Raw genomic sequence first — 24,760 nt, 5'->3', positions numbered from 1 at the left:
CGCTTTCGCGAGCAAGCCCGCTCCCACATGGATCTGTGTCAATTCTGGGACCGCGTCTGCCGCTTGTTGAAGGCAGGGCGCGTGGAATTCATACCGGCACAGACCTACACGCGAAGAAGCGCTTCGCCGGTTGACGGCCCTGCCCTCACTCCCTATCCTCGCGCCTGTCACGACTCATTCGTGATCGGGTTTGACGGCCTGTATTTTTCTTACGACGCGCATAGCCTTTCTCTGCTCGAGCACTTTTGTGCCCGCTGCATTTCCTTTATGGCGACTGTGCGCGGGGCACCTTCGGGTGCGCCGGTGTTCGTGAGAGCCGGTCCGTCAACCCACGCACAGTTGCCACCCAATTTCGTTTGACGGCGTTTTTTTGTGGCGGCTCTTTTGAATCTCACGGAGCTACAACCATGACGGAACCAACCACAAAATCCACCCCCTTCGTCCGCTGCGACCACGTCGACCACCACCTCTTCGCTGTACAACCCGGCATCCCGTTACTCGACGCCCTGGAGCACGCCTCGGTCTACCTCAGCTGCGCCGAAGCCCTCGCCCATCAAGCCCCCACCGCCACCCGCCCGGAACACAGCGCTTCGTTGCGTTGGGCCAGCCAGCAGATGCTCGGCACCGCACGCTCGCTGGTGCAAGCTTCGGTCGACGGTTTACACGCCGCTCAGGCGGGAGGTGATGCATGAATCCGCACATGCCGATGACGCATAACGAAGACAACATTCCAGTGTTGCTGGTGGCCACCCAAGCGCCATTGGATGTACTGCATAGCAGTGCAGCCAGCCGTTTTCTGGCGGTGACGCAGATGATGGAAAGTCTGGCCAGCCTTGATATCACTGGGGCCAAAGGCACCGATGTGCAGCAACTGGCACATGCGGCGGCGGTGTTGCTGCGCGATGGCTGTGATGTGATGGATGTACTGGGGCGGCAGATTCGGGCTCGGATCTGACGAAAAGCAAAGTCAAAAGATCGCAGCCTTCGGCAGCGCCTACAGGGACCATGTGAACCCGTCATTGCGCGGGTGTACGCAACCTTTGTAGGAGCTGCCGAAGGCTGCGATCTTTTGCGACCCCATCATCAGACGTTCACAAAGGCGCAATACATTAGCGCGGATTGATTTCTCGCCCCTTCAATCTGTGAGCCGTATACGTAATGTTGCCTGTTGCCGAGATGGAAGCTGCCTTAAAAAACGGGATTGCAAAGGTCCCTGATCGTTGCGCTGGTAGACATGAAGTGGGGGCTTACAGCCCCTCTGATGACCTTGAGATCGAGGTTCGATTTCTGTCGCCAGCCGACATTCCTTCGGTGCTTGAACTTGAGCAAAGGAAATGGGAAGACGATCAGCGCGCCGATGCCTCGATGCTGGCGTCACGGATCGCCTCCTTCCCTGCATTGAGTATCGGGGCTTTTTGCACTCGCACGGGGACTGCACTGGCGTCAGTGTTTATGAAGCCTGCCCGGCACGACATCATACGCAAGTGCCCAACGTGGGCAGACTGTGCAAGAAAACAGCACGGCGACGAGTCCGCAAAAACCGGCGTGCTGTTTGGCATCAGCCTGAGCAGCGTTGATCCGAAAGCGGCGCAAGCCATTTTCGAATTCTTTTGGCCCCATGCGCTGAAGGCGGGATGGTCAGAGGTCTATCTTGGCTCGCCAGTCCCGGGCCTTCGTAACTGGATCTCGAAAAACCCTGACATTCCGGTGGCACAGTATGTGCGAAGCGAGCACAAGGGCCTGCCGCTGGATCCGCAACTGCGGTATTACTTCAAAAAAGGCTTTCGCAAGATCGTCGCCATCAAAGACAACTATTTCCCCCATGAACGCTCTCTGGATTTCGGCGTGCTGATCTTAGGAAAAGTGCCACTCTCCAGCCTTTCCTTTATATGGAAGCGAGTTCCGCTGCCTTGGCTGCAGCGTATGAAAAAACTGTTCTTCGTATGCTTGTGAACGCTTCCCTGGCAGCAGAAAGCGCAGCACGTCCACTCGCGCGCGACAGACGTTTTTGGCGGCTGCTGGCCTGCGCTGCGGCGTCCATGATGGGAGACCAGTTCAGCTTGGTCGCCTTTCCTCTGCTGGTCATGGCGATAACGCCAGACCCGATGGTGCTCGGCTGGGCTTTTGCCGCGCTCGCATTACCGCGCGCCTTGTTCCTGTTGGCGGGCGGCTCGCTGGTCGACCGTTTTGGCGCCCGCTCGGTATGGATGTTCGGCTGCTGTTCGAGTGCAATGGCGCTATGCGGCTTGTCCTGGGCGGTTTTTCAAGGCCACGCCACGTTGCCCGTGATCTATGGATGCGCCGCATTATTGGGACTGTTCAGCGCGCTCACTTTACCGGCTGGCAGTGCCCTGGTGCCCGGCATTGTGAACCCGCGCGATCTGGAGCAGGCCAACGGCATCTTTCTTGCGCTCAGACAGGTCACCATGGCCTTGGGCCCGGTCGCGGCCGGTGCGCTCATCGCCAGCGCGTTTTGGCTCCCTGGTGTGCGCCCAGACGCAAACGGCGCGCTGGACGGCTATGCCATCGCGTTTGCACTCGATGCGCTGACCTTTGCCCTGTCCGCGTTCGGCCTGAGCACTCTGCGTATCCGCAGAGCGACTTCCCCTGATTCCGGCCCCACGGCCTCGGCAGAAGGCCTGCGTTATTTCTTTCAGAATCGACCGTTGCGCACGTATCTGGCCTATATGGCGGCCATGACGCTGTTCATGACCGGACCGGTACAGATCGCCGTGCCGCTACTGGTTCACATGCGCTTCACCCCCGAGGCGCAAGCTCTGGGCTGGTTATTCGGTGCCCAAGGCGCGGGTACCTTGGTCGGCATGCTGATGTTCACGACCCACTCGAAACTGCGGATTATCAATTTAGGCACCACCCTGCTCGCAGTGGATGCCGCCATCGCCTTGCTGATGATGCCGCTGGGATGGGTATATGCCCTCTGGCAAGGCGTGGCACTGCTGTTCGCCATCGGTATCTTCGGCGGCTTTGTACAGGTCATGGCATACACCTGGCTGCAGCGAGCATTACCGCCTGCATTGCTCGGTCGCGGCATGAGCCTGTTCATGCTCGTGTTTGCCGGACTCGCGCCGGTCTCGGCAGCGATTTCAGGCTGGGTTTTGCAATTCACCTCCATCGAAGCCGTGTTCGTAGCATCCGGTGTGCTGCTATTGACGACGGTGACGTTTTTTTACGTTGGCTCGGGCCTTGGGAGGCTGTCGGATGTTTAATCGAATAGAGCCTTTGAACAGTGCCACGAGGTCTGCCCGTCATGCCCAGCTATCTGTTCATGGCCCTGTGCGCCTTGAATACGGCCGCGATTGTCTGGCTGGCTGCGCACGAGGCGCTCGGCTGGCTGGCCATTGCTCCGCTGATAGTATTTCAGGCGATTCTGATGATCGGGGTTCAGGAGGCCAAACATCAATGTGTGCATCGCCAGTTCCTCGTTGGCACGCGTCTGAACGATGCAGTGGGTGTGTTCACGGCTGCCATTTTCGGCGTCAACTTCGTGGGCTACCGCTGCTTTCACCTCGAACACCATCGCAAAACGTGCCAGACCGATGATCCCGAAGGTTTGCTGTACCAACAGACATGGCGAACACGCCTGATCAGCCTGTTTGGCGCCGTTGAGCAACTGTGGGTTGCCGTTTCCATCAATATTTTTTCCCGACGCTACACACCTCCTCATGCGCTCCGGCGCTGGCGCTGGAACAATGCCTTTCTCGCCGTTTTCGTCGCAGCGCTGGCTTTGGGCATCCATGAGGTGCCTCGACAAATCGTATGCGCCTACCTGCTTCCGTATTGCATTTTTGCCTGGCTGGATTTCTGGCTGACCCAGGCCGAGCACTATGGAGTACCTATCTCGGCTCAGGATCTGCGCCGCGCGCCCTCTGACATCACGACCGATTTATATCTGCCAACGCCACTGTCCTGGCTCGTCCTGCATCGCTCGTTGCACCGCATTCACCATGAGGCGCCGGCGACGCGCTGGTTCCATGCTCACGCTCGATCGAGGGCTCTGGCCGAATGCAAGCCAGGCGGCGTGACGGACCTCCCCACCTTCTTTGCGACCTGGATGCGACTCGGTCCCCGACTCTGGAAGTAAGCCATGACAGACGCAGCTATCGAACCACGGCACACAAAGACTGCCGAGACCCAACACCCCATCCGCACTGTAGAGCGCGCCCAGCTATTGGAGTGGGGCAAACCCGCCCCATTGCGTTTACTCGCCGCCACGGTTCTCGAGTGGGTGCTTATCCTGTGTACAGCAGGTCTGGCAATGTACGCAGGCACGATTTGGGCCTCGGTGTTGGCCGTGGTGTTCATCGGCACAAGGCAGCATGCATTACTCATTCTGATGCACGAGTTTTCACATCGGCAGTTCAGCCGGACTCGCCCTGTACTCAACGACACGCTTGGCGATTTCTTGACGGCAATCCCATTCACCATCACCATTTTCGGGTTTCGTCGCGACCACACCGCCCACCATCGGCATACCGCAACCGACCACGATCCCAACTGGGTTTCATGCAAGGGACAGGACCGATTCACGTTTCCAAAATCCGCGTTCAACATTGCCATCCTGTTGCTGAAACACTGCGCAGGGCTTTACGGCTTCCACGAGTTGAAAACGGCCTTGGTGACGTCAAAAATGGCGTCGCAATGCCCACCTTCCACGCGGTATCGCCAATGGATTTTTGCCGTTTTGCTCGCGGGAGTTCTCACCTGGTTCCACCTCTGGCTGGCGGCCTTGGTGTATTGGCTCCTGCCTCTGTTTACCGTGTTGATGGCCCTGCTGTATTGGCGCGATGTGGCAGAACACTTCGCCATGCCCAACCCCGGTCCCGGAGCATCCCGAACGGTGATTGCAACCTGGTGGGAACGCTTGTTGATCGCCCCCCACGGCGTCGGCTTTCATGCCGAACACCACCTGTATCCTGCCGTGCCGTGCTTTCGCCTCAGGCAGGTGCATGAAGCGCTCGCGAAAGACGAGGCACATGCCCGGCAGGCGCAAATCACGCGAGGTTATTTCTCGGGATTGATTCGCGAGATCGCTGCCGCCGACACCCCGCGCTCATGTGTGAGCCATTGACCCATGGATTACCTCGAGCAGCCTGTATCCGACAATAGTGAAGAGGCCACTATCTTCAATCCATTCTGGAACGACACATCGATCAAGACCTATCTGTTCGATGCTTGTTCGGTACTGCTTCCTGCGGGTGAGCAATTCGTGATTTCGGTGGTGGAGTCATCCGCGTTGCGATTACAGCAAACGTCGGCGCTTGCCGAACATTCGCGCAGCTTCGTGGCCGAGGAACGTGCCCACCAACGAGCGCACCGGCGGTACAACCAGCAACTGGAAACCCAGGGGTTTGAAGTCAAGAAGTTCGAGCACATGATCGAAAAAGATCTCGAGGCTCTTCAGTCGAAATTGTCACTCAATGCGCAACTGGCATTGGCTGCCGCGTTCGAGCACGTGACGGCCGTCATGTCCGCTGCCGCCTTGCGTAAGAACGGTTTGCTCTCGGTCAAGGAGTCACCACAGACCCGCCTGTGGCGATGGCATTGCGCTGAAGAAGTGGCGCACCAGCACGTCACCACGGACCTGGTGCGGTCGCTGGGCATACCCTATTGGCAGCGGATTTTCTTTTTCCTGGCAGCATCGGGGCTCATGGCATTCGATGTCATTCGCCACATGCACAGTTTTGCCCGCCTCGACATCGCCCGCGGCCGCGTCAGCTCGAAGCAAGTACGGCGTGCCGCGGGCAGCTTGCTGTTGCGCGATGGCGCCAATCTGGCGTTGATGGCAATCAGATGGGCCGCCTACTTTCTTCCGCTGAAAAAAAGCTGATTTCGGAAGGCACTGGCTCGCGAAGGGACCATCACATTCAACGTTGATGTTGACTGCTAGATCGCTAGATCGCTATCGCGAGCAGGCTCCTTCCCACATTTGAACAGTGGCTAGCCTTCGAACCACTCCCGCCGCTCGCTGAACGTGTTGTAGATCAACTCGACGATCCCCTGCACCTCGGCCTCATTCCGGGAGTCGGCATTGACCGCCATCCACACCTGACGCTGCATCGGTTGCTTGAAGAGCCCGGGCAATGCCACCAGTCCCCGGTCGAATTGGCTCATGTAGTGCGGCAACAAACCGATGCAGGCGCTGCAACGGATCATCTCCAGCATCAGCTCATAGGAATGCAGTTGCACCACCCCCGCCAGTCGCTGCTCCACCAGACTGTTCCATGGGCAAAAAGCGGTGACTTGGCGATCGTGCTGCCATTGCACCAGCATGAAATCGGCCAGGTCACCCAGGCTGTCCGGCCGCGCCGCGACCCGTGAATACCGTTTGGCGATATGCGGCAGATAATCCAGCCGTGCCAGACGCTGGGGTTCGCTGATGGCGAAACTGGGGCCCGGCAATGGCGAATCGGTGCCCGCCAGCCACACCACCACATCGGCACTGATCGCTCGCAGCGACAGCTCGCTGTCCAGGGAAATGATGTCCAGACGCACACTGGCGTTACGCCGCAGCAGCGAGACCAGATCACGGCCTAGGATGTCGTGCAGGATCGATTCGGCGACGGCCAGGCGAATCAAGGGCTGTTCAATCACCGGCAACTTGCGCTCGTGCACCAATGCAATCAACTGCGCCTGCAACTGCTGTCCGTCACGACTCAAGGTCAACGCGCTGCCCTGGGACTTGAACAGCGAACGTTGCAGCTGATCTTCCAGCTGCGCCAGGTGCTTACGCAGCTGGGTCGCCCGCACATTGAGGCTGCGCGCGGCTTGCATGAAACAGCCGCAACGTGCGCTGACCAGAAAGTATTGCGCCACCTCCGCATCAATCCCCGCGGCCTGTGCCAGCCAGAACTCGGATGGCCCCTGCGGGAATCGGTATTCGACAACATCCCGACGTCCTGTGGGTTCTATGAATGACATCGATGACTCCTTGTCGATCTTTGTTTTTGATTGCTTCCAGCGCGATGGAAATTCTTTAAACCAGTGAGAAACCTGTGTGCGGGCTCATCTGGCGAGGGGCTTGCTCTCATCACCAGAAATTCGCCCTGCACCGACATCCTTGGCCGCGCCGTATATCTGTTGATTCTTGACCGAACATTGCTGCATTTGTGTGTCACGCTCAGCCAATTGCGTCTCGAGCCGGGCACGTTCGGCTTCTCGACCAGCGTTCGGCCCACTCAATTGCTTGTTGTCTACGTCGCTGCGTGTTTGCCCAGCCACGTGTGCAGCAACGCGAAGTTCAAGGAGAACTCGGGCATTTGCAGCAAGGCATTCTCTCACCCGGCTCCCGCCTTCGGCTTGTGAAAAGCGAAAAAAAGGCCCCTCAAGCGCATCACATAGGCATGACCGGAATGGCGATGTGCTACCGAACTTTTGTCATAAAACTTAGTGTAGAAGGTTGGAACATGTGGTGACGTCGGGCAAACGACAATTGACTGGGAATTAATTTTTCAATTAGCGCTATACCGAAATACTTAATAACTTGTCGGCACAACGCTAACAATAAAAAAAACTCACATCCTCATAGACACTAGCTGTTACTCAAATCGAAAGACCCAGTAACTTTTAGCGTTGGAGGCCCGAATGAGTCCCCGATATTTTTCATGTCCATGTAAAATATCCCGCGGACCCGTCGAGGTGATTTTGTCAACCACACCATCACGTGGCCCGTCAAAGGAATATACTCAAAGCTGTGCCCATCCGAATAGTCAAGAAGCTCCACCTCCAGCTTATCAACATTATAAAGCCCGGTTGTTTTTCGCGGAAAAGTAAGCCGGAAGAACATTTTAGGCTCCATTATCCCACCGACACCCTGACGAACCGAAACCTGAAAGCCAACACGGGTCTCTTCAAATGAAACTACATCTGCTCTTATATTTCCTCGACCATCAGTTTTGACCTCGAAGGTACCGACAGTATTGACACTCATCTTAGTTTCAATATTCATCTTTCGTTCATCCTATCGAAGAATCGCGCACCTTTTATTTGAAAATATAAAAGGCATCCATGACACCATCTGAAAGTTTTCAATTAGCAACCTCAAGAATGACGTTGTCGATGCGAGTGATACGCCCACCGCAATAAATCTGTCTACTGTCAAACTTGACAGTAGACAGATTTACAGCATGAGGGGCATTCTTTTCTGTTCAGAAACAAACCGGCCAAATATCAACTATCTGTGACGTCAAGGCATAGACGATTTTAGTATCGCTGTGCCGATCGGGAGCGGCTCAGGGTTTCGTTTTCGTGCGCGATTTTGAGGGTGGGGTACTGTTGGCGGGAATTGCACTTGAGTCGCTCGAAGAGATGGAGCATCTGGAAGTGTCGTTTAAACAGTGCTTGTTTAGTGGTCTCACTGTGGGTCTTGTGATGGATGGGCCGGCCTCTTCGCGAGCAAGCCCGCTCCCACATGGATTGCGGCAAGCCTCCTCGCCACACTCCTCATTGATCAATCACTGGGCGTTTGCCGAAAGCTCACCGCCAGCCGATTCCAGCTGTTGATGGTGCTGACGGCCATTGTCAGGTCGACCAGTTCACCTTCGCTGAACTGCTCCCGGGCCAGTGCGTAAACGTCGTCCGGTACGTGGCTTTCCGAAAGCAGGGTTACCGCTTCGGTCCAGGCCAGGGCGGCTCGCTCCCGAGGATTGAAAAAGTTGCTGTCGCGCCAGACCACGATCGCATACAGCCGGCGATCGCTCTCACCGAAGCGGCGCGCGTCCACCGAGTGCATATCGGTGCAGAACGCGCAGCCATTGAGCTGCGAGGCGCGGATTTTGATCAGGTGCAACAAGGCCGGTTCGATGCTCAGGTCGCGGGTCAAGGCCTCCAGGGCGATCATGGCTTTCATCGCTTTGGGCGATGCGCTGTAGTAATCAAGACGGGCGTTCATGGGCGACCTCATGGATCGAATCAGTGCCTCCACACTAGCCACCGATGCACCCGTGTTACAGACCCAATTCAGCGAAAAAACCATTGACCGCCCGGCAACAGGCCAATCGCAGGTTTTTCGACCACGCAACTTCTGCGCAGCCGTTCATGCGGGTAATCTGGCGCGACGCACAGTCGCCTCAACCGCCCCAGGAGCCCCGCCGGTATGGAACTTCATGTTGTCATCAACGGCCGCAAGGACCTGGCAGGCCAGTTGTACCGGCAACTGCGCGACGCCATTGAATCCGGTCGCCTGACAGCCGGGACGCAGCTACCGCCCAGCCGCTTGCTGGCCGAGCAACTGGGGATTTCGCGCAAGACCATTTCCGATACCTATGCGCAACTGACCTACGAGAACTTCCTCACCGGGGTGATCGGCAAAGGCACTTATGTCAATGCCCGGCCGGCAAAAATCGTCCGCAAGCAGAGCCATTCGGAGCTGGCGAGCTTTGATGTCATCGAACGCTGGCGCAGCCTGCCGACATTCTTGCGCCACCCGACGCTGGAAGGCTCGCTACGTTACGAGTTCATCGGTGGTGCCACCAGCAAAGGCCAGTTTCCGCAGGACGATTGGCGCCGCTGCACCTCCCATGCCTTGCGCCAGATTGCCGGTTCCAAAGGTTTCTACAGCCTGCCTGAAGGCCTGCCGGCGCTGCGCAATGCGATCGCACGGCACATCGCGTTTTCGCGCGGGGTCAATTGTCAGGACGAAGACGTGGTGGTGTGCAACGGCGCGCAGCAGGCGCTGGACCTGATTTCCCGGGTGTTGACCCAACCGGGCAGTCTCGTCGCCATGGAAGACCCCGGCTACCCGCCAGCGCGTCTGTTGTTCGGGAGCCATGGCGCGACGGTGGTTGGCGTGCCGGTGGATGCGCAAGGCATTCAGGTCGAGCACATTCCCGATGGCACCCGGCTGATTTACGTCACCCCGTCCCACCAGTTCCCTTTGGGCATGCCCATGAGCCAGCCCCGCCGGGAAGCACTGCTCGCAAGGGCCTATGAGCTGGGGGCGATCATTATCGAAGACGATTACGACAGCGAATTCCGCTACGAAGGCCGGCCCACCGACTCGCTGCAAAGCCTGGATGAGCGCGGCATCGTCGCCTATGTCGGCACTTTCTCGAAGACCCTGTTGCCGGAGCTGCGGCTGGGTTACGCGATTTTGCCGCCGGCGATTCTCGAAGCGGTGATCCGCGCCAAGCAGCTCACCGACTTGCACACCTCTACCCTGCCCCAATGGGCGCTCGCCAAGTTCATCGCCGAAGGCTGTCTGCTCAAGCACATCCGACGCTGCCATACGATTTACGCCGGGCGCCGTGAACGGATCCTGGCGCGCATGGCGGGTGACCTTTCGCCGTGGTTTGAAGCGGTGCCGACCACGGCCGGGTTCCACATGGCGGTGCTGTGTAAGGTGCCGGTGGATATTCCATTGGTGATCGAGTTGGCAAAAAAAGTCGAAGTGGGGCTCTATGCACTGGACAGCTTTTTTTACCAGCAAGCGCCGCGGACCGGGCTTTTCCTGGGGTTCGGCGCGATCGAAACCCTGGACATCGACATCGCCCTGGACCGTTTGCGGGACATTTTGCAGCAACTCGGCTGAAGGATTGGTCTGCGGCTTTATCTGGCGATTGGCTATTGGCGGTCTGGGGGGGCAGGCCTATCCTGATTGGGCGTTATCCCTCAATGAGCAGGATTCGTCCGGCCTGATTCAGGAGTGTGAGTAATGTCCAACGAAGTGATCAACACCGTAAAGGTGCAGGCCGCCGCCGGCCGCTCGGACGAACTGGGTAAGCAACTGCAAAAGATTGTCGACACCCTGCGTGAACTTCCGGGCTGTGACTCCTATATGGTAGACCGCTGCCCCGAGGACGACACCCGCTGGACAGTCAGCGCCCGCTGGCAATCGGAAGCGGCCATGCAATCGCATTTCAACTGCCCCGAAGTGCAAGGCTTTATCGGCCTGATCGACAGCCGACTGGCCAATGCCGTCGACTTCAACAGCTTTCCAATCGTCTAAAACAAGATCAAAAGATCGCAGCGTTCCGCAGCTCCTACATTGGAATCGCGTACCCCCTTGAAACATCGGGCGGACGCAAATTCTGTAGGAGCTGCCGAACGCTGCGATCTTTTGATTTTGACTTGCTTGATTGGTCCCCTCACCTTCCCGAAAATTGGCCGTTTGATTGCCCGATAGCGCGGCTTACTGTGGTCCCTGACGACTCACCACCTCAGGTAATCAACCATGAATGCGCTCCGTTTTTTTGCTGCCCCTTTCGCCGCCCTGACGCTTAGCGTCTCAGCCTCGGCCTTCGCCCATGAGACTGCCCCTGCAGAAAAAGTCACCATCCTGCAGGACCAAATGCTGAAGAATGCACCCGGTAAAAAAGCCTTGATGATTGAAGTCGATTACGAGCCGGGCCAATCGTCCATCGCCCATAAACACCAAGGCACGGCGATGGCCTATGTGCTTTCGGGCGAGATCATTTCGCAAGTCAAAGGTGAAAAAGCGATTACCTACAAGGCCGGCGAGTTCTGGTACGAACCGGCCGGGTCGGAACATCTGGTCTCGAAAAACGCCAGTGCCACCCAACCCGCCAAGCTGTTGGTGTTCATGGTGTTGGCCCCGGATGAGCAAGTGTTGATTCCTTTGGAGAACTGATCGCGGAGGTGATGCTGATGGCCTCTTCGCGAGCAAGCCCGCTCCCACATTTGAACGTGGGTGTATGTGGAATATATGCACAACAGAAATCCACTGTGGGAGCGGGCTTGCTCGCGAAAGCGCCAGACCAGACACCACAAAACCTTCAGACAAAAAAAAGCCCCATCTCTTTCGAGACGGGGCTTTTTCATTTAACGCCTGATCAGGCTGCCGGTTCCAGCTCGGCGCTGGCAGTCATATTGGCAGTGGTAGGCACCACCGCTTGACCGCTCAACGCCAGGTCCAGCAGTTCGCGGTTGGCCACCGCGTACATGGCGTAGTCGGTGCCGCTGGCGGCACGGATTTCCACCAGCATGGCGCGCCAGCGTTCGATCATGCCTTCGTGCTCTTCCATCCACAGCGCCAGGCGTGTTTCCACGTCCTGGGTGCCGTCGCCCTGTTGCAGGACGGAGATGGTGATCGCACGTTGTTGCCAGTCGACGTCATCACGGAACGCTTCACGGGCCAGGGCCTGCCAGTTGTTTTCAACCGGCAGAGCGCTGATCTGTTGCAGGTACCAGGTGATGTCCAGCGCGCTGCCCACGGCGAAGTAGGCCTTGGCCACGTCCGCTGCGTTCTGGCCGGTCACATCCGAAGCTTCGATGATCGGCAGCAAGGTGTACAGGTGAGTGGTGCCTGCAACCATGCGCGCCAGCAACTCAGGCACGCCAGCAGCGACGTAAGCCTGGTAGCGGGTCTGCCAACCTTCGCGGGTCGGGCCTTCCAGCAGTTCGTCGAGCTTGAGGCCCAACGCGGCCAGGTGCGGACCGAAGTGTGCGACGTCACGGGCAGCGTTCTGCTCGTTGCGACGGCTGCGCAGGAACCAGCGCGTAGCGCGGCGACCCAGACGCATCAGCTCATCCATCAGCTCCAGTTGCACGTCAGCGGAAACCTGGTAGTCCAGGGCTTCGATCTGACGGAACCAGTGCGGGAGGTGGAAGATGTCGCGAACGATCACATAAGCACCGGCCACGTTCGCCGGGCTCATGCCGGTCGACTCTTTGAGTCGTTGAACGAAGGTGATACCCATGTGGTTTACCAGATCGTTGGCGATCTGGGTGCTGACGATTTCGCGCTTCAGACGGTGACGGCGCATGGCAGCGGAGAACTTGCTCACCAGCGTCGGCGGGAAAGCGGTTTCCATGTCGCGGGTCAGGTAGTCGTCGTCCGGCACCAAGGAGTTGAGCAGCGCTTCCTTGAGGTCGATCTTGCTGTAGGAGATCAGCACCGACAGCTCGGCACGGGTCAGGCCATGGCCCGCCGCGACGCGCTCGTTGATTGCCTCTTCAGCCGGCAGGAACTCGATGGCGCGATCCAGCTTGCCGCGGCCTTCCAGATCGTTCATCAGACGCTTGTATTCGGCAATCCGCGGCAAGGCACGGCGTGCCGCCAGGGACAGGGCCTGAGTCTGCTTGTAGTTGTTGCCAAGCACCAGGTTGCCCACTTCGTCGGTCATGCTCGCCAGCAACTGGTTACGTTGCTTGTCGGTCATGTCACCGGCGTGTACCACTTCGTTCAGCAGGATCTTGATGTTCACTTCGTGGTCGGAGCAGTCCACACCACCGGCGTTGTCGATGAAGTCGGTGTTGGAACCGCCGCCATTGAGGCCGAATTCGACACGACCCAGCTGAGTCATACCGAGGTTACCGCCCTCGCCCACGACTTTGCAGCGCAGTTCGTTGCCGTTCACGCGCAGTGCATCGTTGGCCTTGTCGCCGACATCGGCGTGGCTTTCGGTGCTGGCTTTCACGTAGGTACCGATACCGCCGTTCCACAACAGATCCACCGGTGCCTTGAGCAAGGCGTTCAGCAGTTCGGTCGGGGTCAGTTTGTCAGCCTGAATGTCGAAGCGCTCTTTCATCTGCGGGGAAATCGCGATGCTTTTTGCGCTGCGCGAGAAGATCCCGCCGCCTTCGGACATGATGCTGGTGTCGTAGTCCGACCAGGCCGAACGCGGCAGATCGAACAGACGCTGACGCTCGGCGAAGCTGTTGGCAGGCTCCGGGTTCGGGTCGATGAAGATGTGCAGGTGGTTGAATGCAGCGACCAGTTGCAACTTCTCGGACATCAGCAAGCCGTTACCGAACACGTCACCGGCCATGTCGCCGACGCCCACCACAGTGATGCTGTCTTCCTGAACATTGATGCCACGCTCGCGGAAGTGGCGTTGTACGCCGACCCACGCGCCCTTGGCGGTAATGCCCATTTTCTTGTGGTCGTAACCGGCCGAGCCGCCGGACGCAAAGGCGTCGCCGAGCCAGAAGCCGTAGTCGATGGCGATGCCGTTGGCGATGTCGGAGAAGGTCGCAGTGCCCTTGTCCGCCGCTACCACCAGGTACGGGTCATCGTCGTCATGACGCACGACGTTGGCCGGCGGTACCAGCGCGCCGTCTTTCAGGTTGTCGGTGATGTCCAACAGGCCCGAGATGAAGATGCGGTAGCAGGCGATGCCCTCGGCCGCGATCTCGTCACGGCTGCCGCCCAGTGGCAGGCGACGCGGCAGGAAGCCGCCCTTCGCACCCACCGGCACGATGACCGAGTTCTTCACTTGCTGGGCTTTTACCAGGCCCAGGACTTCGGTACGGAAGTCTTCTTCACGGTCGGACCAGCGCAGACCACCGCGAGCTACGTTGCCGAAGCGCAGGTGCACGCCTTCAACGCGAGGCGAATAAACGAAGATTTCGAACTTCGGTACCGGCTTCGGCAGCTCTGGAATCTGGTGCGGGTTGAACTTGAAGCTGAAGTAGGACTTGTTCTGACCATGCGCGTCGGTCTGGTAGAAGTTGGTCCGCAGGGTCGCTTTGATCAGGTCCAGGTAGCGACGCAGGATGCGGTCTTCGTTCAGCACCTGAACATCGTCCAGAGCTGTCAGAATCGCGTGTTCCAGGCGTTGCTGCTTGTCTTCCAGATCATCGCTGGTCAGCTTGCGCGCCAGGTAGAAACGGGTCTTGAACAACCGGGTCAACTCGCGAGCGATGTCGGTGTGGTTGTTCAGGGTGCTGGCGATGTAACCCAGGTCGAAGCCCAGGCGGATCTGCTTCATGTAACGGGCGTAGGCACGCAGCAGCGCCACATCGCGCCATGGCAGGCCAGCGGTCAGCACCAGGCGGTTGAATGCATCGTTCTCGGCATCGCCACGCACGATGTGGACGAAAGCGTCCTGCAAGGTGTCGTTGAGTTGCTGGATGTCGAGTTCCAGGCCTTCGGCGGCGGTGAACGCGAAATCGTGAATCCAGAATTCGCGGCCATTGTTGTGACGCAGGCGATACGGGAACTCACCCAGCACGCGCAGGCCGAGGTTTTCCAGGATCGGCAACACGTCGGACAACGCCAGCGGCGTATCGGCGTGATACAGCTTGCAGTGCAGCATGCGCTGACCGGAGACCTGGGCCAGCGGCTGATAGAAGCTCATGACCAGCGGATTTTTTTCGCTCAGGCTCAGCAGGTGCTGCATGTCGACCACAGCCGAGTGGGCGGCGAAACGCTCGCGGTAGCCGGCGGGGAAGCCTTTCGGGAAGTCGGCCAGCACGTTGGTGCCTTGGGCTTCGCCGAAGCTCTCGACCACCAGGCTCGCGTAGTCGTCCTGCCAGCTGCGGCAGGCCTGTACCACTTCTTTTTCCAGCAGAACCGGGTCGATGTCCAGACGGTTCTTCGGATCGACGCGCAGAATCAGTTGCACACGGGCCAGCACGGACTCGGAGAAGAAGGTCCAGAACTCGCAGTCCGAGGCTTTCAGGCGATCCATCAGCACTTGCTGGATCTTCTGGCGCACTTCGGTGGAGTAGATGTCGCGCGGCACGTAGGCCAGGCAGTAGCAGAAACGGCCGTACGGGTCTTTGCGCAGGAACACGCGGATCTTGTTGCGTTCCTGGATCTGCACGATCGACATCACGGTGGTGAACAGCTCGTCCACCGGGGTCTGGAACAAGTCGTCACGCGGCAACACTTCAAGCACCTGGGCCAGTTCCTTGCCCAAGTGAGCCTTGGCCTGGAAGCCCGAACGCTGTTCGATGATCTCGACCTTGCGACGGATGTAAGGAATGACCCGCACGCTTTCGCCATACACCGAGGAGGTGTACAGGCCCATGAAGCGGCATTCCTTGACGACTTTGCCATTGGCATCGATCTGGCGGATCGACACGTAATCCGGGTACGCCGGACGGTGGACACGGCTTGGGTGTGCGGCCTTGGCGAACGACAGTGGCGTTGGTTCGCGCAGGTAGTTCACGGCGTAGTCTTCGATGCGCAGATCATCGACGGTCAGGCCGGCGCGCAGCAGTTTGGTCAGGCCGAGGAACGAGTTCTGGTCATATTCAATGTGACCGCCGTTCTGATCTTCGCCTACTACGAATTCTTCGTAGCCCAGGAAGGTGAAGTGGTTGCCCACCAGCCATTCCAGGAAGCTCTTGATCTCGGACTTTTCGTCGGCGTTGATGATGAACTGGCTGTTGTCGATGCCTTCGATCAGCTCCTGGACCTTGGCTTTCATCGGTTCAAAATCAGCGACCGCGACGCGGACTTCACCGAGAACCTGCTCCAGCTCTTTGCTCAGGACATTCAGTTCGGCCGTGTTGGCGCAACGGTCGATTTCCAGGTACATCAGCGATTCTTGCAGAATTCCTTCGCCCTGGGTGCCTTTCGGCAAGATTTCCAGCAGCTCGCCCTTGCTGCCGCGACGCACGCTCAGCACAGTGGTTTGCAGGGTATGAATGCTGTAGCCGCGACGGTTCAGCTCGGTGCGCACCGAGTCCACCAGAAACGGCAGATCGTGGTGCAGCACTTCGACCGCGGTGTGGGTCGACTGCCAGCCGTGGCGTTCGTAATCAGGGTTGTAGACGCGCACTTGCGGATGCGCGTGATCGAAGCGCTCAAGCAGGCGCCACGCAGAAAGGGTGCAGCCGGCGAGGTCGGACAACCGACGCTGGGTCAGCTCGTCCAGGGAAATAATGCCGAAGAATTGTTCAGCGAACAGCGCCACTTGTGGCAGTGCCTGTTCACTGATGTGCTGCGCCAGTGCCGCTTGCAGTTGGTGCTGGAAGTCGGCTTTGCTGGCTGCGGTGAAGAACGCCATCTGTGGTACTCCGCTTGGGCTTGTTATTGATGGAAGCGTCGCGTGCAAACCCCTTTCGGGGCAATCCCGTCACCCTGTTCCTGATTCTCGGGCAGAGGAAACAGGATGACAGGTGGGTGAAGCTGGACGAGACACTCAGGTCACATTCACCTTCCAAGAATGGGCATCTGCAAAAACGACTGCCAGGGCAACAGGCAATGCCTTTACGGGTGCTCATCCGTTGCGCAGCTTAACGAGTGCGGCAAGGGCCGTGCTTGCAGCGCTGCGACATATTCGGTCATCGGCACGCAACTCGCGGCATGTGCCTTGAACAACACTAGCAGCCGCGCAGCAAAACGGGCGCTTTATGCCCGGTTTTGCGGTACATGCGTGCCAAAAATGACCAGTAACACCCCGAATGTTCACGACACATCTTCTGACACTCAGCCGAGCAGAAATTCCCCGAGGCTGGCAGAATTGCCTTTTGTTACGTTCACCACGCTCGCCGAGCCAGGATTTTCCCATGCAAATGACAACTGACCTCTTGATCGTCAATCCGTGCGACGAAGAAGAAGACAACTTGGCCATGCTCTGCTGCACCAGCGCCGAGGGTGAAATGTTCCTGATGAGCCGCTTTCCGGACGAGGATGAGCTGGAGATCATCTTCCACGACAAGCCTTCGGCCCTCAACGGTGTGAAAGTCACCTTAAGCCCTGACCGCCTGCTGATCGAAATCGCCGCCGCGGACGCCGATGTGCTCGATGGCGAAGATTCGCTGGAGATCCTGCATAGCACCGATGCGCAGGATTTGGCTGAAGTGGAAGAGACTTTGCAGAACATCCTCAAGGGGACTGGTACTTATATAAGCCAGCTCTGAGTTTTAGGGTCTCTGAACGGACGCCTTCGCGAGCAAGCCCGCTCCCACATTCGATTGCATTTTTCCTGGAAGAACGCGGTTAACTGTGGGAGCGGGCTTGCTCGCGAAGAGGCCAGCCAGATCACCACCCTGTCCCTCGCCTACAAATTTCCAACAATTTCACCCGTCAATTCCCGCACTTTGCACAAAATGCCGTTAGTCGCCGCACCCCGCGATGGATTAAAGTAACGCCCCCAGCCCTGGCGTTATTCGAACGTCTTCGGTCACCCTTTCCAGGAACAGTCATCGATGGAACATCGTGAAGCGCTGCTCGCGCTGCGAACCTTTCTTTCAACGCAGATTCTCGGCCAGGAAAAACTCATCGAGCGCTTGCTCATCGCCTTGCTCGCCGACGGCCACATGCTGGTCGAGGGCGCCCCGGGGCTGGCCAAGACCAAGGCCATCAAAGAGCTCGCCGAAGGCATCGAAGCACAGTTCCATCGCATCCAGTTCACCCCCGACCTGCTACCGGCCGACATCACCGGCACGGAAATCTATCGCCCGGAAACCGGCAGCTTCGTGTTCCAGCAAGGTCCGATTTTCCACAATCTGGTGCTGGCGGACGAAATCAATCGTGCCCCGGCCAAGGTTCAGTCGGCCCTGCTTGAAGCCATGGGCGAACGCCAGGTCAGTGTCGGGCGCAGCACCTACGACCTGTCGCCGCTGTTTTTGGTCATGGCCACGCAAAACCCCATCGAGCAGGAAGGCACCTACCCGCTGCCCGAAGCCCAGCTCGACCGTTTCCTGATGCACGTAAAAATCGGCTTCCCTGACGCCGCCGTCGAGCGCCGGATTCTGCAACAGGCTCGCGGCGAAGCGCTGCACGGCGAAACCAAACCTGAACGCCGAGTCAGCCAGCAGGCGATCTTCGCCGCGCGCAAGGAAATCCTCGGGTTGTACATGGCCGACGCCGTGGAGGAATACCTGGTGCAACTGGTCATGGCCACGCGCACGCCGGCCAAGTTCGACCCGGAAATGGCCGAATGGATCGCCTACGGCGCCAGCCCGCGCGGCTCCATTGCCCTGGACCGTTGCGCCCGGGCCCACGCCTGGCTCGCCGGTCGCGACTTCGTCAGTCCGGAAGACATTCAGGCGGTGCTGTTCGATGTGTTGCGCCACCGCATCATTCTTTCCTTTGAAGCCGAAGCCGCTGGCATCGACCAGGACCGGGTGGTCCAGCGGATTCTCGACGTCGTAGCCGTCGCTTGACCCCGATGAACGCCCACCTGCCGCCCGAGCCGGGCATCCGTGTCAGCCTCGCCGAGCTGATCGAGATGCGCCATCGCGTGCGTGAAGTGCAGCTGTTTTCCACACCGAGCCAGCGCAGCCCGTTGATCGGCCTGCACCACTCAAAACTGCGCGGGCGCGGGGTGGACTTCGATCAGGTGCGGGTCTATCAGGCCGGTGATGACGTGCGCAGCATCGACTGGCGCGTCACCGCCCGGACTCAGGAGCCTCATACCAAGCTGTTTCACGAAGAACGCGAGCGACCGATTTTCATCATGGTCGAACAAAGCCGCCGGCTGTTTTTCGGCTCGGGGCTGATGTTCAAATCAGTGCTTGCCGCCCAGGCAGCGAGCCTGATTGGCTGGGCCGCTTTGGGCCATAACGACCGGGTCGGTGGGCTGGTGTTCGGCGACGACGAGCACTACGAAATCAAACCGCGACGCAGCAAACAGAGCCTGCTGCAATTGCTCAACCGACTGGTGCGGGTCAATCAGTCGCTGCACACCGAACGCGAGCCGGACCGCGACGCCTTCGGCATTGCCCTGCGTCGCGCCCGGGAAGTATTGCGCCCCGGCAGCCTGGTGATCGTGATCTGCGACGAACGCGCCTTGTCCGACGGTGCCGAGCAGCAGTTGAGCCTGTTGTCACGTCATTGCGACCTGTTGCTGCTGCCCGTGTCCGATCCGCTGGATCATGCCCTGCCCGCTGCCGGCCTTCTACGCTTTGCGGAACGGGGCGCGCAGCTGGAACTCGACACGTTGAATTTCGACTTGCGCCAAGCCTATCGCGCACAAGCGGAAGCGCGTATCGCCCGTTGGGAGCTGCTGGCGCAAAAGTTGCGGGTATTGCTGATGCCTTTGAGCACCCAAAGTGAAATGGTCGAGCAACTGCGCGAATACCTGAACCCGCAGCGTCCGGGGAAAGGTCGATGAGCAGCCTCGATCAACTGCAACCGCTGATTTCCCCGCCACCGATCGGCTTCTGGCCGCCGGCGCCGGGCTGGTGGCTGCTGCTGTTATTGCTGCCATTGATCGGTTTCGGCCTGTGGCAGTTGCGTCGTTTCATTCCGAACAAGCGCCCTGTCGTCCGCGCCGAACAACCGCTGGACCCGGTGCGTCTCGCGGCGCTGGCCGAACTCGCCCGGATGCCCAAGCCCTACGACGGCGCCCCGGCCGGTGCCTGGCTGCAGCAACTCAATGGCTTGCTCAAACGCCTGTGCCGCAACCATTACCCCTATAGCCAGAGCCACACCCTTAACGGGCGCAAATGGCTGGCATTCCTCGATAACCGCTGCCCGGCTGCAGGCCTTACGCGCTGGATGGTGCTGGTGGAAGGCGCCTACAAACCCGAATGCAAACTCGACGACAAGGCCATCGCCGGCCTGACTCAAGCAGTCGACACCTGGATTCGCAAACATGTTTGAGTTCGCCTGGCCGTGGATCTTCGCCCTGCTGCCACTGCCCTGGCTGATGCGGGTGCTGCTGCCAGTCGCCGACAGTGGCGAACCGGCGCTCAACGTCAGCTTCCTCAGCGACCTCGAAGGCCTCGCTCGCCGCCGTGCCCGGGCGAATCTGCCGGCGTGGCGTCAGCAAGCACCGTTCATTTTGCTGTGGCTGTTATTGCTGATCGCCGCCGCGCGCCCGCAATGGCTCGGCGAACCCCTGCCGGTTGCCGCCAGTGGCCGCGATCTGCTGGTGGCGGTGGATGTATCCGGCTCCATGGATTTCCCCGACATGCAGTGGCAGGACGAAGACGTCAGCCGACTGTCGTTGGTGCAGCATTTGCTCGGTGATTTTCTTGAAAGTCGCGACGGCGACCGGGTCGGGTTGATCCTGTTCGGCAGTCAGGCCTATCTGCAAGCGCCACTGACCTTCGACCGGCACACCGTTCGCGTGTGGCTCGACGAAGCGCGGATCGGCATCGCCGGCAAGAACACCGCCATCGGCGATGCCATCGGCCTGGCCCTCAAACGCCTGCGCCAACGCCCGGCACAAAGCCGTGTGCTGATTCTGGTCACCGATGGCGCCAACAATGGCGGCGAGATCGACCCGCTGACCGCCGCACGACTGGCGGCCAACGAAGGCGTGAAAATCTACCCGATCGGTATCGGCGCCGACCCGGAACAAAGCGGCACCCAGGGATTCCTGGGCATCAACCCGAGCCTGGACCTCGACGAACCGGCCTTGAAAGCCATCGCCCAAGCCACCGACGGCCAGTACTTTCGCGCCCACAACGGCGAGGAACTGCAGGCGATCAAACGCACCCTCGACCAACTGGAACCCGTGACTCAACAACCCACCCAAGCCCGCCCGGCCCAAGCGTTGTATCACTGGCCTTTGGCGATGGCGCTGCTGTTGAGCATGCTGCTGGTGATCCGCGAACGCTGGCCGGATAACCCGTTGCAACGGCTGTTTAGCAAGGAGCGGTTCCTACAAACGCAACTGCCCGACTGGCGTCAGCGACTCAAACGCCTACGTCTGCGGAGGCGTCGATGATTGCGCTCTGGCCGCACTGGTTCCGTCCCTGGTGGCTGCTGTTGTTGCCGTTGCTGGGCTGGCTGCTCTGGCAACTCTGGCACCGGCAGAAACGCGCCGGCCGCTGGCAAATGATTCTGCCGCCGGCCTTCCATGCTGCGTTGCTCAGTGGTGGCAGCGGTCGCGAAAGCAAACTGCCATGGATCGCCCTTGGTCTGGCTTGGGTATTGACCGTGTTGGCCTTGCTGGGCCCGAGCTGGCAGCGTGTCGAACAAACCAGCCAGAAACCCGCCGACCCGCTGGTGGTGTTGCTTGAGCTGACCCCGGAAATGCTCGCCACCGATATGGCGCCGAACAGGCTGGAACACGCCCGGCGCAAGTTGTTCGACCTGCTGCAAAACCGCAGCGATGCGCAGACGGCAATCATCGTCTACGCCGGCAGTGCCCACACCTTGGTGCCGCTGTCGGATGACCTGTCGACCAGCCGCAACCTGGTGGATGCACTCAAGCCGTCGCTGATGCCCCTGGCCGGTCATCGTGCCGATCTGGCGGTGGCCAAGGCCCTTGCGCTGCTGGATCAGGGCGCCCTCGGCCAGGGTCGGATCCTGCTGATCGGTTCGTCACTGACGGAACAGGAACGCCAAGGGATTCGTCAGGCGCTGGACGACACGTCCACGCAATTTCTGATGCTCGGTATCGGCACCGCCGAAGGTGCGCCGGTGGCCCAGGACGACGGCAGTTTCCTCAAGGATGACGTAGGCGCAATTCTGGTGCCCCGTCTGGACGGCCCCAGCCTGAAAGCCTTTGCCAACAGCCTGGGCGGACGTTATCGCCAGGCGCGACTGGACGATGCCGACCTGCGCGGCCTTGGCCTGTTCGATGGGCCACGGGATCTGCGCAACGACGGCCAGACATTGCGCCTCGACACCTGGGCCGATCAGGGCTACTGGCTGCTGCTGCCACTGTTATTGCTGGCAGCCTGTGCCGGGCGCCGGGGTTGGCTGTTCTGCCTGCCGCTATTGTTTCTGCTGCCGCAACCGAGTTACGCCTTCGATTTCGAAGACTTGTGGCTGCGTCCCGATCAGCAGGGTCTGCATTTGCTCAAACAAAAGCGCCAGGCCGAGGCCGCGCAGCATTTCGAAAATCCGCAGTGGCAAGGCGTGGCGCTCTATGAAGCCGGCGACTACAGTGGCGCCGCCCAGCGGTTTGCCCAAGGCACCGACGCCCACGCCCACTACAATCGGGGTAACGCCCTGGCCAAAAGCGGTGAGCTGGAAGCAGCGCTGGATGCTTACGATCAAGCGCTTGAACGTCAACCGGATCTGCGTCCGGCCCTGACCAACAAGGCGCTGGTGGAAAGCCTGCTCAAACAGAAAACCTCAGCGCCGCCTGTCGAGCCGGACAAAACCGCCGATGGAAAAACCGAAACCATCGCCCAGGAACCGCCGCCGGGCAGCGCCACCCAACCCAGCAATGGCGAGCCGAAAGCCGACGCCGAGCAAACCACCCCGGACGCCGAGCAGCCGCCCACGACGCCACCGCAACCGGGCGCCAATGAAGTCCCGGGCAGCGAGTTGGGGGATGAACAAAGCACCACGCCACCGCGACGCCCGGCCAGCGACATGATTGAAGGCGAACAGCGCCAGGCGCTGGAGCAATGGCTGCGCAAGATCCCGGATGACCCCGGCGAACTGCTCAGACGCAAATTCTGGTACGAACAGCAACAACATCAGGATCAGGAAAAAACTCGATGACCCGCTTCACCGCCTTCTTGCTCGCACTGTTGTCCGCCCTGTTGCTCTGCACCGTTCAGGCCCAGGCTGCGGAGCTGGTCGCCAGCGTCGATCGCAGCCGCCTGAATTCCGGCGAGACGGTCGAACTGACCCTGGAAACCAGCGACGTGACCCAGTTCGGCAAACCCGACCTGACCCCGCTGGAGCCGCTGTTCGAAGTGCGCGGCACCCGTCAGGTCAACCAACTGAACACCCTCAACGGCGACACCCAAGCGACCACCCGCTGGATCATCACCCTGCTGCCCCGGCAAAACGGCAGCGTGGTGATTCCGTCGCTGCAACTGGGTGACGTCCAGAGCCAGCCAATTACCGTGCAAGTGATCGAGAGCGAAACCCAGGACAGCAGCAACACACTGGCGCCGGTGTTCATAGAGGCCAGCCTCGACCAGAGCAGCGTCTATGTGCAGGCGCAGGCAATCCTGACCTTGCGCATCTACCATTCGGTGTCGCTGTACGACGACAGCAGCCTGACCCCGCTGCAGATTCCCGATGCGCGCATCGAACAGCTGGGCGAGTCGCGCACCTACGAAAAAGTCATCAACGGATTGCGCCATGGCGTGATTGAAATGCGCTACGCGATCTACCCGCAACACAGCGGTGAATTGACCATTCCGGCGCAGATGTTCAGTGCCACGCCGGTCGATACCCGGCCGTCCCAGGACGCAACACCTCAAGGGCCGAAACCGGGCAAGCTGATGCGCGTCAAATCCGCCGAGATCCCGCTGACGGTCAAGGCCAAACCCGGCACGTATCCGGCTGATGTGCCCTGGCTGCCAGCCCGCAGCCTGAGCCTGAGCGAAAGCTGGAGCCCGGAACCGGATCATGCGCAGGTCGGCGACTCGCTGACCCGCAGCCTGACCCTGAACGCCGAAGGCCTCGCCAGTTCGCAATTGCCACCGTTGCCCGCCACCGAAATCAACGGCCTGCGGCGCTATCCGGATCAACCGGTGCTGGGCAACCAGAGCAGCGAGCGCGGCTTGATCGGCAGTCGCGAGGACCGTGAAGCCCTGGTGCCGACCCGCACCGGCAACATTGACTTGCCGAGCGTTGAAGTGGTCTGGTGGAACACCTTCGAGGACCACCTGGAACACAGCAGCCTGCCGGCCCGCACGCTACAAGTGGCGAGCAATCCAAGCCTGATCGTCGATACACCGGCGGGCAGCCCGCAGGCGATGTCCGGCGCCAGCAACGAAGCCCTCTGGTGGTGGAAACTCAGCACTGTGATTCTGGCCTGCACCACCCTGCTGGGCTTTGGCCTCTGGTGGCGCGCTCGCTGGCAACCGGCGATCCTGCGTGCCGCGCAAACCGGCCCGAGCCCACGCACCTTGCTCGACGACCTCAAACGCTCCTGTCAGGCCAACGACACTCATGCCACCCGCCAGGCCCTCGACGCCTGGGCCCGGCAACAACCGGAAACCCTGGCCGACATGGCGGCGCGTTTTGTGCCGCTGTCCGATGCGCTGGACGGCCTGAACGGCGCGCTGTACAGCGAAACCGGCCAGTACTGGCAGGGCGAAGATCTCTGGCGCGCGATTCGGGCGATCCCGACGGCCGAAGGGGTTCAGGATCTGGTTGGCGATACCGGGTTGCCGCCGCTTTATCCGAAATAGATCAAAAGATCGCAGCCTTCGGCAGCTCCTACGGGTGTACGCCATT

Annotated in this window: 21 protein-coding genes and 2 pseudogenes; 17 read left to right on the top strand and 6 right to left on the bottom strand. The window is 59.7% G+C overall.

What is annotated here, in order from left to right:
* Window positions 1-407: 407 nt before the first annotated feature.
* From AB7M29_RS17195 to AB7M29_RS17165, 7 genes are all read left to right on the top strand, one after another.
* Window positions 408-692 (top strand): DUF3077 domain-containing protein, encoded by a 285-nt coding sequence (locus AB7M29_RS17195; RefSeq protein ID WP_217854738.1) that lies wholly within the window; start codon window positions 408-410, stop codon window positions 690-692.
* Window positions 689-955 (top strand): short-chain dehydrogenase, encoded by a 267-nt coding sequence (locus AB7M29_RS17190; protein WP_454247369.1) that lies wholly within the window; start codon window positions 689-691, stop codon window positions 953-955. Before AB7M29_RS17195 ends, AB7M29_RS17190 begins: the two co-directional genes overlap by 4 nt.
* 203 nt (window positions 956-1,158) lie before the next feature.
* Complete coding sequence (locus AB7M29_RS17185) at window positions 1,159-1,953, top strand: hypothetical protein (protein WP_225922906.1); 795 nt, start codon at window positions 1,159-1,161, stop codon at window positions 1,951-1,953.
* Entirely contained in the window at window positions 1,944-3,227 is a 1,284-nt protein-coding gene (locus AB7M29_RS17180) for an MFS transporter (RefSeq protein WP_454247368.1), read from the top strand. The genes AB7M29_RS17185 and AB7M29_RS17180 overlap by 10 nt, the downstream gene beginning before the upstream one ends.
* 41 nt (window positions 3,228-3,268) lie before the next feature.
* The gene (locus AB7M29_RS17175; protein WP_454247367.1) at window positions 3,269-4,102 is read left to right on the top strand and encodes a fatty acid desaturase family protein; all 834 of its coding nucleotides are present in this window, start codon (window positions 3,269-3,271) and stop codon (window positions 4,100-4,102) included.
* A gap of 3 nt (window positions 4,103-4,105) precedes the next feature.
* Window positions 4,106-5,089, top strand: a complete 984-nt coding sequence (locus AB7M29_RS17170) for a fatty acid desaturase family protein (RefSeq protein ID WP_217854734.1) — start codon at window positions 4,106-4,108, stop codon at window positions 5,087-5,089.
* Window positions 5,090-5,092: 3 nt separating this feature from the next.
* Entirely contained in the window at window positions 5,093-5,848 is a 756-nt protein-coding gene (locus tag AB7M29_RS17165; protein ID WP_454247366.1) for a metal-dependent hydrolase, read from the top strand.
* Window positions 5,849-5,958: 110 nt separating this feature from the next.
* Here AB7M29_RS17165 and AB7M29_RS17160 read toward each other — a convergent pair whose 3' ends face one another.
* The 5 genes and pseudogenes from AB7M29_RS17160 to AB7M29_RS17140 form a co-directional block, all read right to left on the bottom strand.
* The gene (locus AB7M29_RS17160) at window positions 5,959-6,939 is read right to left on the bottom strand and encodes a LysR family transcriptional regulator (protein WP_217854732.1); all 981 of its coding nucleotides are present in this window, start codon (window positions 6,937-6,939) and stop codon (window positions 5,959-5,961) included.
* A gap of 132 nt (window positions 6,940-7,071) precedes the next feature.
* Window positions 7,072-7,182, bottom strand: a pseudogene (locus tag AB7M29_RS17155) (DNA repair protein); the annotation flags it as partial.
* A 29-nt stretch (window positions 7,183-7,211) separates the two neighbouring features.
* Window positions 7,212-7,289, bottom strand: a pseudogene (locus AB7M29_RS17150) (transposase); the annotation flags it as partial.
* Window positions 7,290-7,549: 260 nt separating this feature from the next.
* Window positions 7,550-7,966 (bottom strand): hypothetical protein, encoded by a 417-nt coding sequence (locus AB7M29_RS17145; protein WP_454247365.1) that lies wholly within the window; start codon window positions 7,964-7,966, stop codon window positions 7,550-7,552.
* A 501-nt stretch (window positions 7,967-8,467) separates the two neighbouring features.
* A complete protein-coding gene (locus tag AB7M29_RS17140) occupies window positions 8,468-8,908 on the bottom strand; it encodes a carboxymuconolactone decarboxylase family protein (protein WP_217854730.1) in 441 nt (146 codons plus the stop codon).
* A 204-nt stretch (window positions 8,909-9,112) separates the two neighbouring features.
* On the opposite strand from AB7M29_RS17140, the gene pdxR reads away from it, so the two are divergent.
* From pdxR to AB7M29_RS17125, 3 genes are all read left to right on the top strand, one after another.
* Window positions 9,113-10,546 carry a MocR-like pyridoxine biosynthesis transcription factor PdxR gene (pdxR, locus tag AB7M29_RS17135; RefSeq protein WP_217854729.1) on the top strand — a complete coding sequence of 478 codons (1,434 nt, stop codon included), beginning with the start codon at window positions 9,113-9,115 and terminating at the stop codon, window positions 10,544-10,546.
* A gap of 123 nt (window positions 10,547-10,669) precedes the next feature.
* Window positions 10,670-10,963, top strand: a complete 294-nt coding sequence (locus AB7M29_RS17130; RefSeq protein ID WP_008010413.1) for an antibiotic biosynthesis monooxygenase family protein — start codon at window positions 10,670-10,672, stop codon at window positions 10,961-10,963.
* 225 nt (window positions 10,964-11,188) lie between these two features.
* Window positions 11,189-11,605, top strand: a complete 417-nt coding sequence (locus AB7M29_RS17125; RefSeq protein WP_454247364.1) for a cupin domain-containing protein — start codon at window positions 11,189-11,191, stop codon at window positions 11,603-11,605.
* A 202-nt stretch (window positions 11,606-11,807) separates the two neighbouring features.
* Here the strand turns inward: AB7M29_RS17125 and AB7M29_RS17120 are convergent, their stop codons facing one another.
* Window positions 11,808-16,715, bottom strand: coding sequence for an NAD-glutamate dehydrogenase (locus AB7M29_RS17120; protein ID WP_217854727.1), 4,908 nt, complete (start codon window positions 16,713-16,715; stop codon window positions 11,808-11,810).
* 502 nt (window positions 16,716-17,217) lie between these two features.
* On the opposite strand from AB7M29_RS17120, the gene AB7M29_RS17115 reads away from it, so the two are divergent.
* From AB7M29_RS17115 to AB7M29_RS17085, 7 genes are all read left to right on the top strand, one after another.
* Complete coding sequence (locus AB7M29_RS17115; RefSeq protein ID WP_123494334.1) at window positions 17,218-17,571, top strand: hypothetical protein; 354 nt, start codon at window positions 17,218-17,220, stop codon at window positions 17,569-17,571.
* Window positions 17,572-17,859: 288 nt separating this feature from the next.
* Window positions 17,860-18,819 (top strand): AAA family ATPase, encoded by a 960-nt coding sequence (locus AB7M29_RS17110; RefSeq protein WP_007901181.1) that lies wholly within the window; start codon window positions 17,860-17,862, stop codon window positions 18,817-18,819.
* A gap of 5 nt (window positions 18,820-18,824) precedes the next feature.
* Window positions 18,825-19,769, top strand: a complete 945-nt coding sequence (locus AB7M29_RS17105) for a DUF58 domain-containing protein (protein ID WP_052967568.1) — start codon at window positions 18,825-18,827, stop codon at window positions 19,767-19,769.
* Window positions 19,766-20,260: a DUF4381 domain-containing protein gene (locus AB7M29_RS17100; protein ID WP_038984065.1), complete on the top strand. Its 495-nt coding sequence runs from the start codon at window positions 19,766-19,768 to the stop codon at window positions 20,258-20,260. Before AB7M29_RS17105 ends, AB7M29_RS17100 begins: the two co-directional genes overlap by 4 nt.
* On the top strand, window positions 20,253-21,332 hold the full coding sequence (locus AB7M29_RS17095; protein ID WP_454247363.1) for a vWA domain-containing protein: 1,080 nt from the start codon (window positions 20,253-20,255) through the stop codon (window positions 21,330-21,332). Before AB7M29_RS17100 ends, AB7M29_RS17095 begins: the two co-directional genes overlap by 8 nt.
* A complete protein-coding gene (locus AB7M29_RS17090; RefSeq protein WP_454247362.1) occupies window positions 21,329-23,065 on the top strand; it encodes a tetratricopeptide repeat protein in 1,737 nt (578 codons plus the stop codon). Before AB7M29_RS17095 ends, AB7M29_RS17090 begins: the two co-directional genes overlap by 4 nt.
* Complete coding sequence (locus AB7M29_RS17085) at window positions 23,062-24,714, top strand: BatD family protein (protein WP_454247361.1); 1,653 nt, start codon at window positions 23,062-23,064, stop codon at window positions 24,712-24,714. The genes AB7M29_RS17090 and AB7M29_RS17085 overlap by 4 nt, the downstream gene beginning before the upstream one ends.
* Window positions 24,715-24,760 lie beyond the last annotated feature (46 nt).

The organism is Pseudomonas sp. F-14 TE3623 (genome assembly GCF_053629015.1).
The sequence above is the reverse complement of the archived record's forward strand: the minus strand, read 5'-3'. Positions and strand labels throughout refer to the sequence as shown.

Excerpts from the sequence above, each read along its gene's own strand:
- AB7M29_RS17095 (WP_454247363.1), top strand. The coding sequence starts at position 20,253 with ATGTTTGAGTTCGCCTGGCCGTGGATCTTCGCCCTGCTGCCACTGCCC.
- AB7M29_RS17140 (WP_217854730.1), bottom strand. The coding sequence starts at position 8,908 with ATGAACGCCCGTCTTGATTACTACAGCGCATCGCCCAAAGCGATGAAA.
- AB7M29_RS17145 (WP_454247365.1), bottom strand. The coding sequence starts at position 7,966 with ATGAATATTGAAACTAAGATGAGTGTCAATACTGTCGGTACCTTCGAG.
- AB7M29_RS17190 (WP_454247369.1), top strand. The coding sequence starts at position 689 with ATGAATCCGCACATGCCGATGACGCATAACGAAGACAACATTCCAGTG.
- pdxR (WP_217854729.1), top strand. The coding sequence starts at position 9,113 with ATGGAACTTCATGTTGTCATCAACGGCCGCAAGGACCTGGCAGGCCAG.
- AB7M29_RS17160 (WP_217854732.1), bottom strand. The coding sequence starts at position 6,939 with ATGTCATTCATAGAACCCACAGGACGTCGGGATGTTGTCGAATACCGA.
- AB7M29_RS17105 (WP_052967568.1), top strand. The coding sequence starts at position 18,825 with ATGAACGCCCACCTGCCGCCCGAGCCGGGCATCCGTGTCAGCCTCGCC.
- AB7M29_RS17120 (WP_217854727.1), bottom strand. The coding sequence starts at position 16,715 with ATGGCGTTCTTCACCGCAGCCAGCAAAGCCGACTTCCAGCACCAACTG.
- AB7M29_RS17130 (WP_008010413.1), top strand. The coding sequence starts at position 10,670 with ATGTCCAACGAAGTGATCAACACCGTAAAGGTGCAGGCCGCCGCCGGC.
- AB7M29_RS17110 (WP_007901181.1), top strand. The coding sequence starts at position 17,860 with ATGGAACATCGTGAAGCGCTGCTCGCGCTGCGAACCTTTCTTTCAACG.
- AB7M29_RS17165 (WP_454247366.1), top strand. The coding sequence starts at position 5,093 with ATGGATTACCTCGAGCAGCCTGTATCCGACAATAGTGAAGAGGCCACT.
- AB7M29_RS17175 (WP_454247367.1), top strand. The coding sequence starts at position 3,269 with ATGCCCAGCTATCTGTTCATGGCCCTGTGCGCCTTGAATACGGCCGCG.
- AB7M29_RS17185 (WP_225922906.1), top strand. The coding sequence starts at position 1,159 with ATGTTGCCTGTTGCCGAGATGGAAGCTGCCTTAAAAAACGGGATTGCA.
- AB7M29_RS17090 (WP_454247362.1), top strand. The coding sequence starts at position 21,329 with ATGATTGCGCTCTGGCCGCACTGGTTCCGTCCCTGGTGGCTGCTGTTG.
- AB7M29_RS17180 (WP_454247368.1), top strand. The coding sequence starts at position 1,944 with ATGCTTGTGAACGCTTCCCTGGCAGCAGAAAGCGCAGCACGTCCACTC.
- AB7M29_RS17100 (WP_038984065.1), top strand. The coding sequence starts at position 19,766 with ATGAGCAGCCTCGATCAACTGCAACCGCTGATTTCCCCGCCACCGATC.
- AB7M29_RS17170 (WP_217854734.1), top strand. The coding sequence starts at position 4,106 with ATGACAGACGCAGCTATCGAACCACGGCACACAAAGACTGCCGAGACC.
- AB7M29_RS17195 (WP_217854738.1), top strand. The coding sequence starts at position 408 with ATGACGGAACCAACCACAAAATCCACCCCCTTCGTCCGCTGCGACCAC.
- AB7M29_RS17115 (WP_123494334.1), top strand. The coding sequence starts at position 17,218 with ATGCAAATGACAACTGACCTCTTGATCGTCAATCCGTGCGACGAAGAA.
- AB7M29_RS17085 (WP_454247361.1), top strand. The coding sequence starts at position 23,062 with ATGACCCGCTTCACCGCCTTCTTGCTCGCACTGTTGTCCGCCCTGTTG.
- AB7M29_RS17125 (WP_454247364.1), top strand. The coding sequence starts at position 11,189 with ATGAATGCGCTCCGTTTTTTTGCTGCCCCTTTCGCCGCCCTGACGCTT.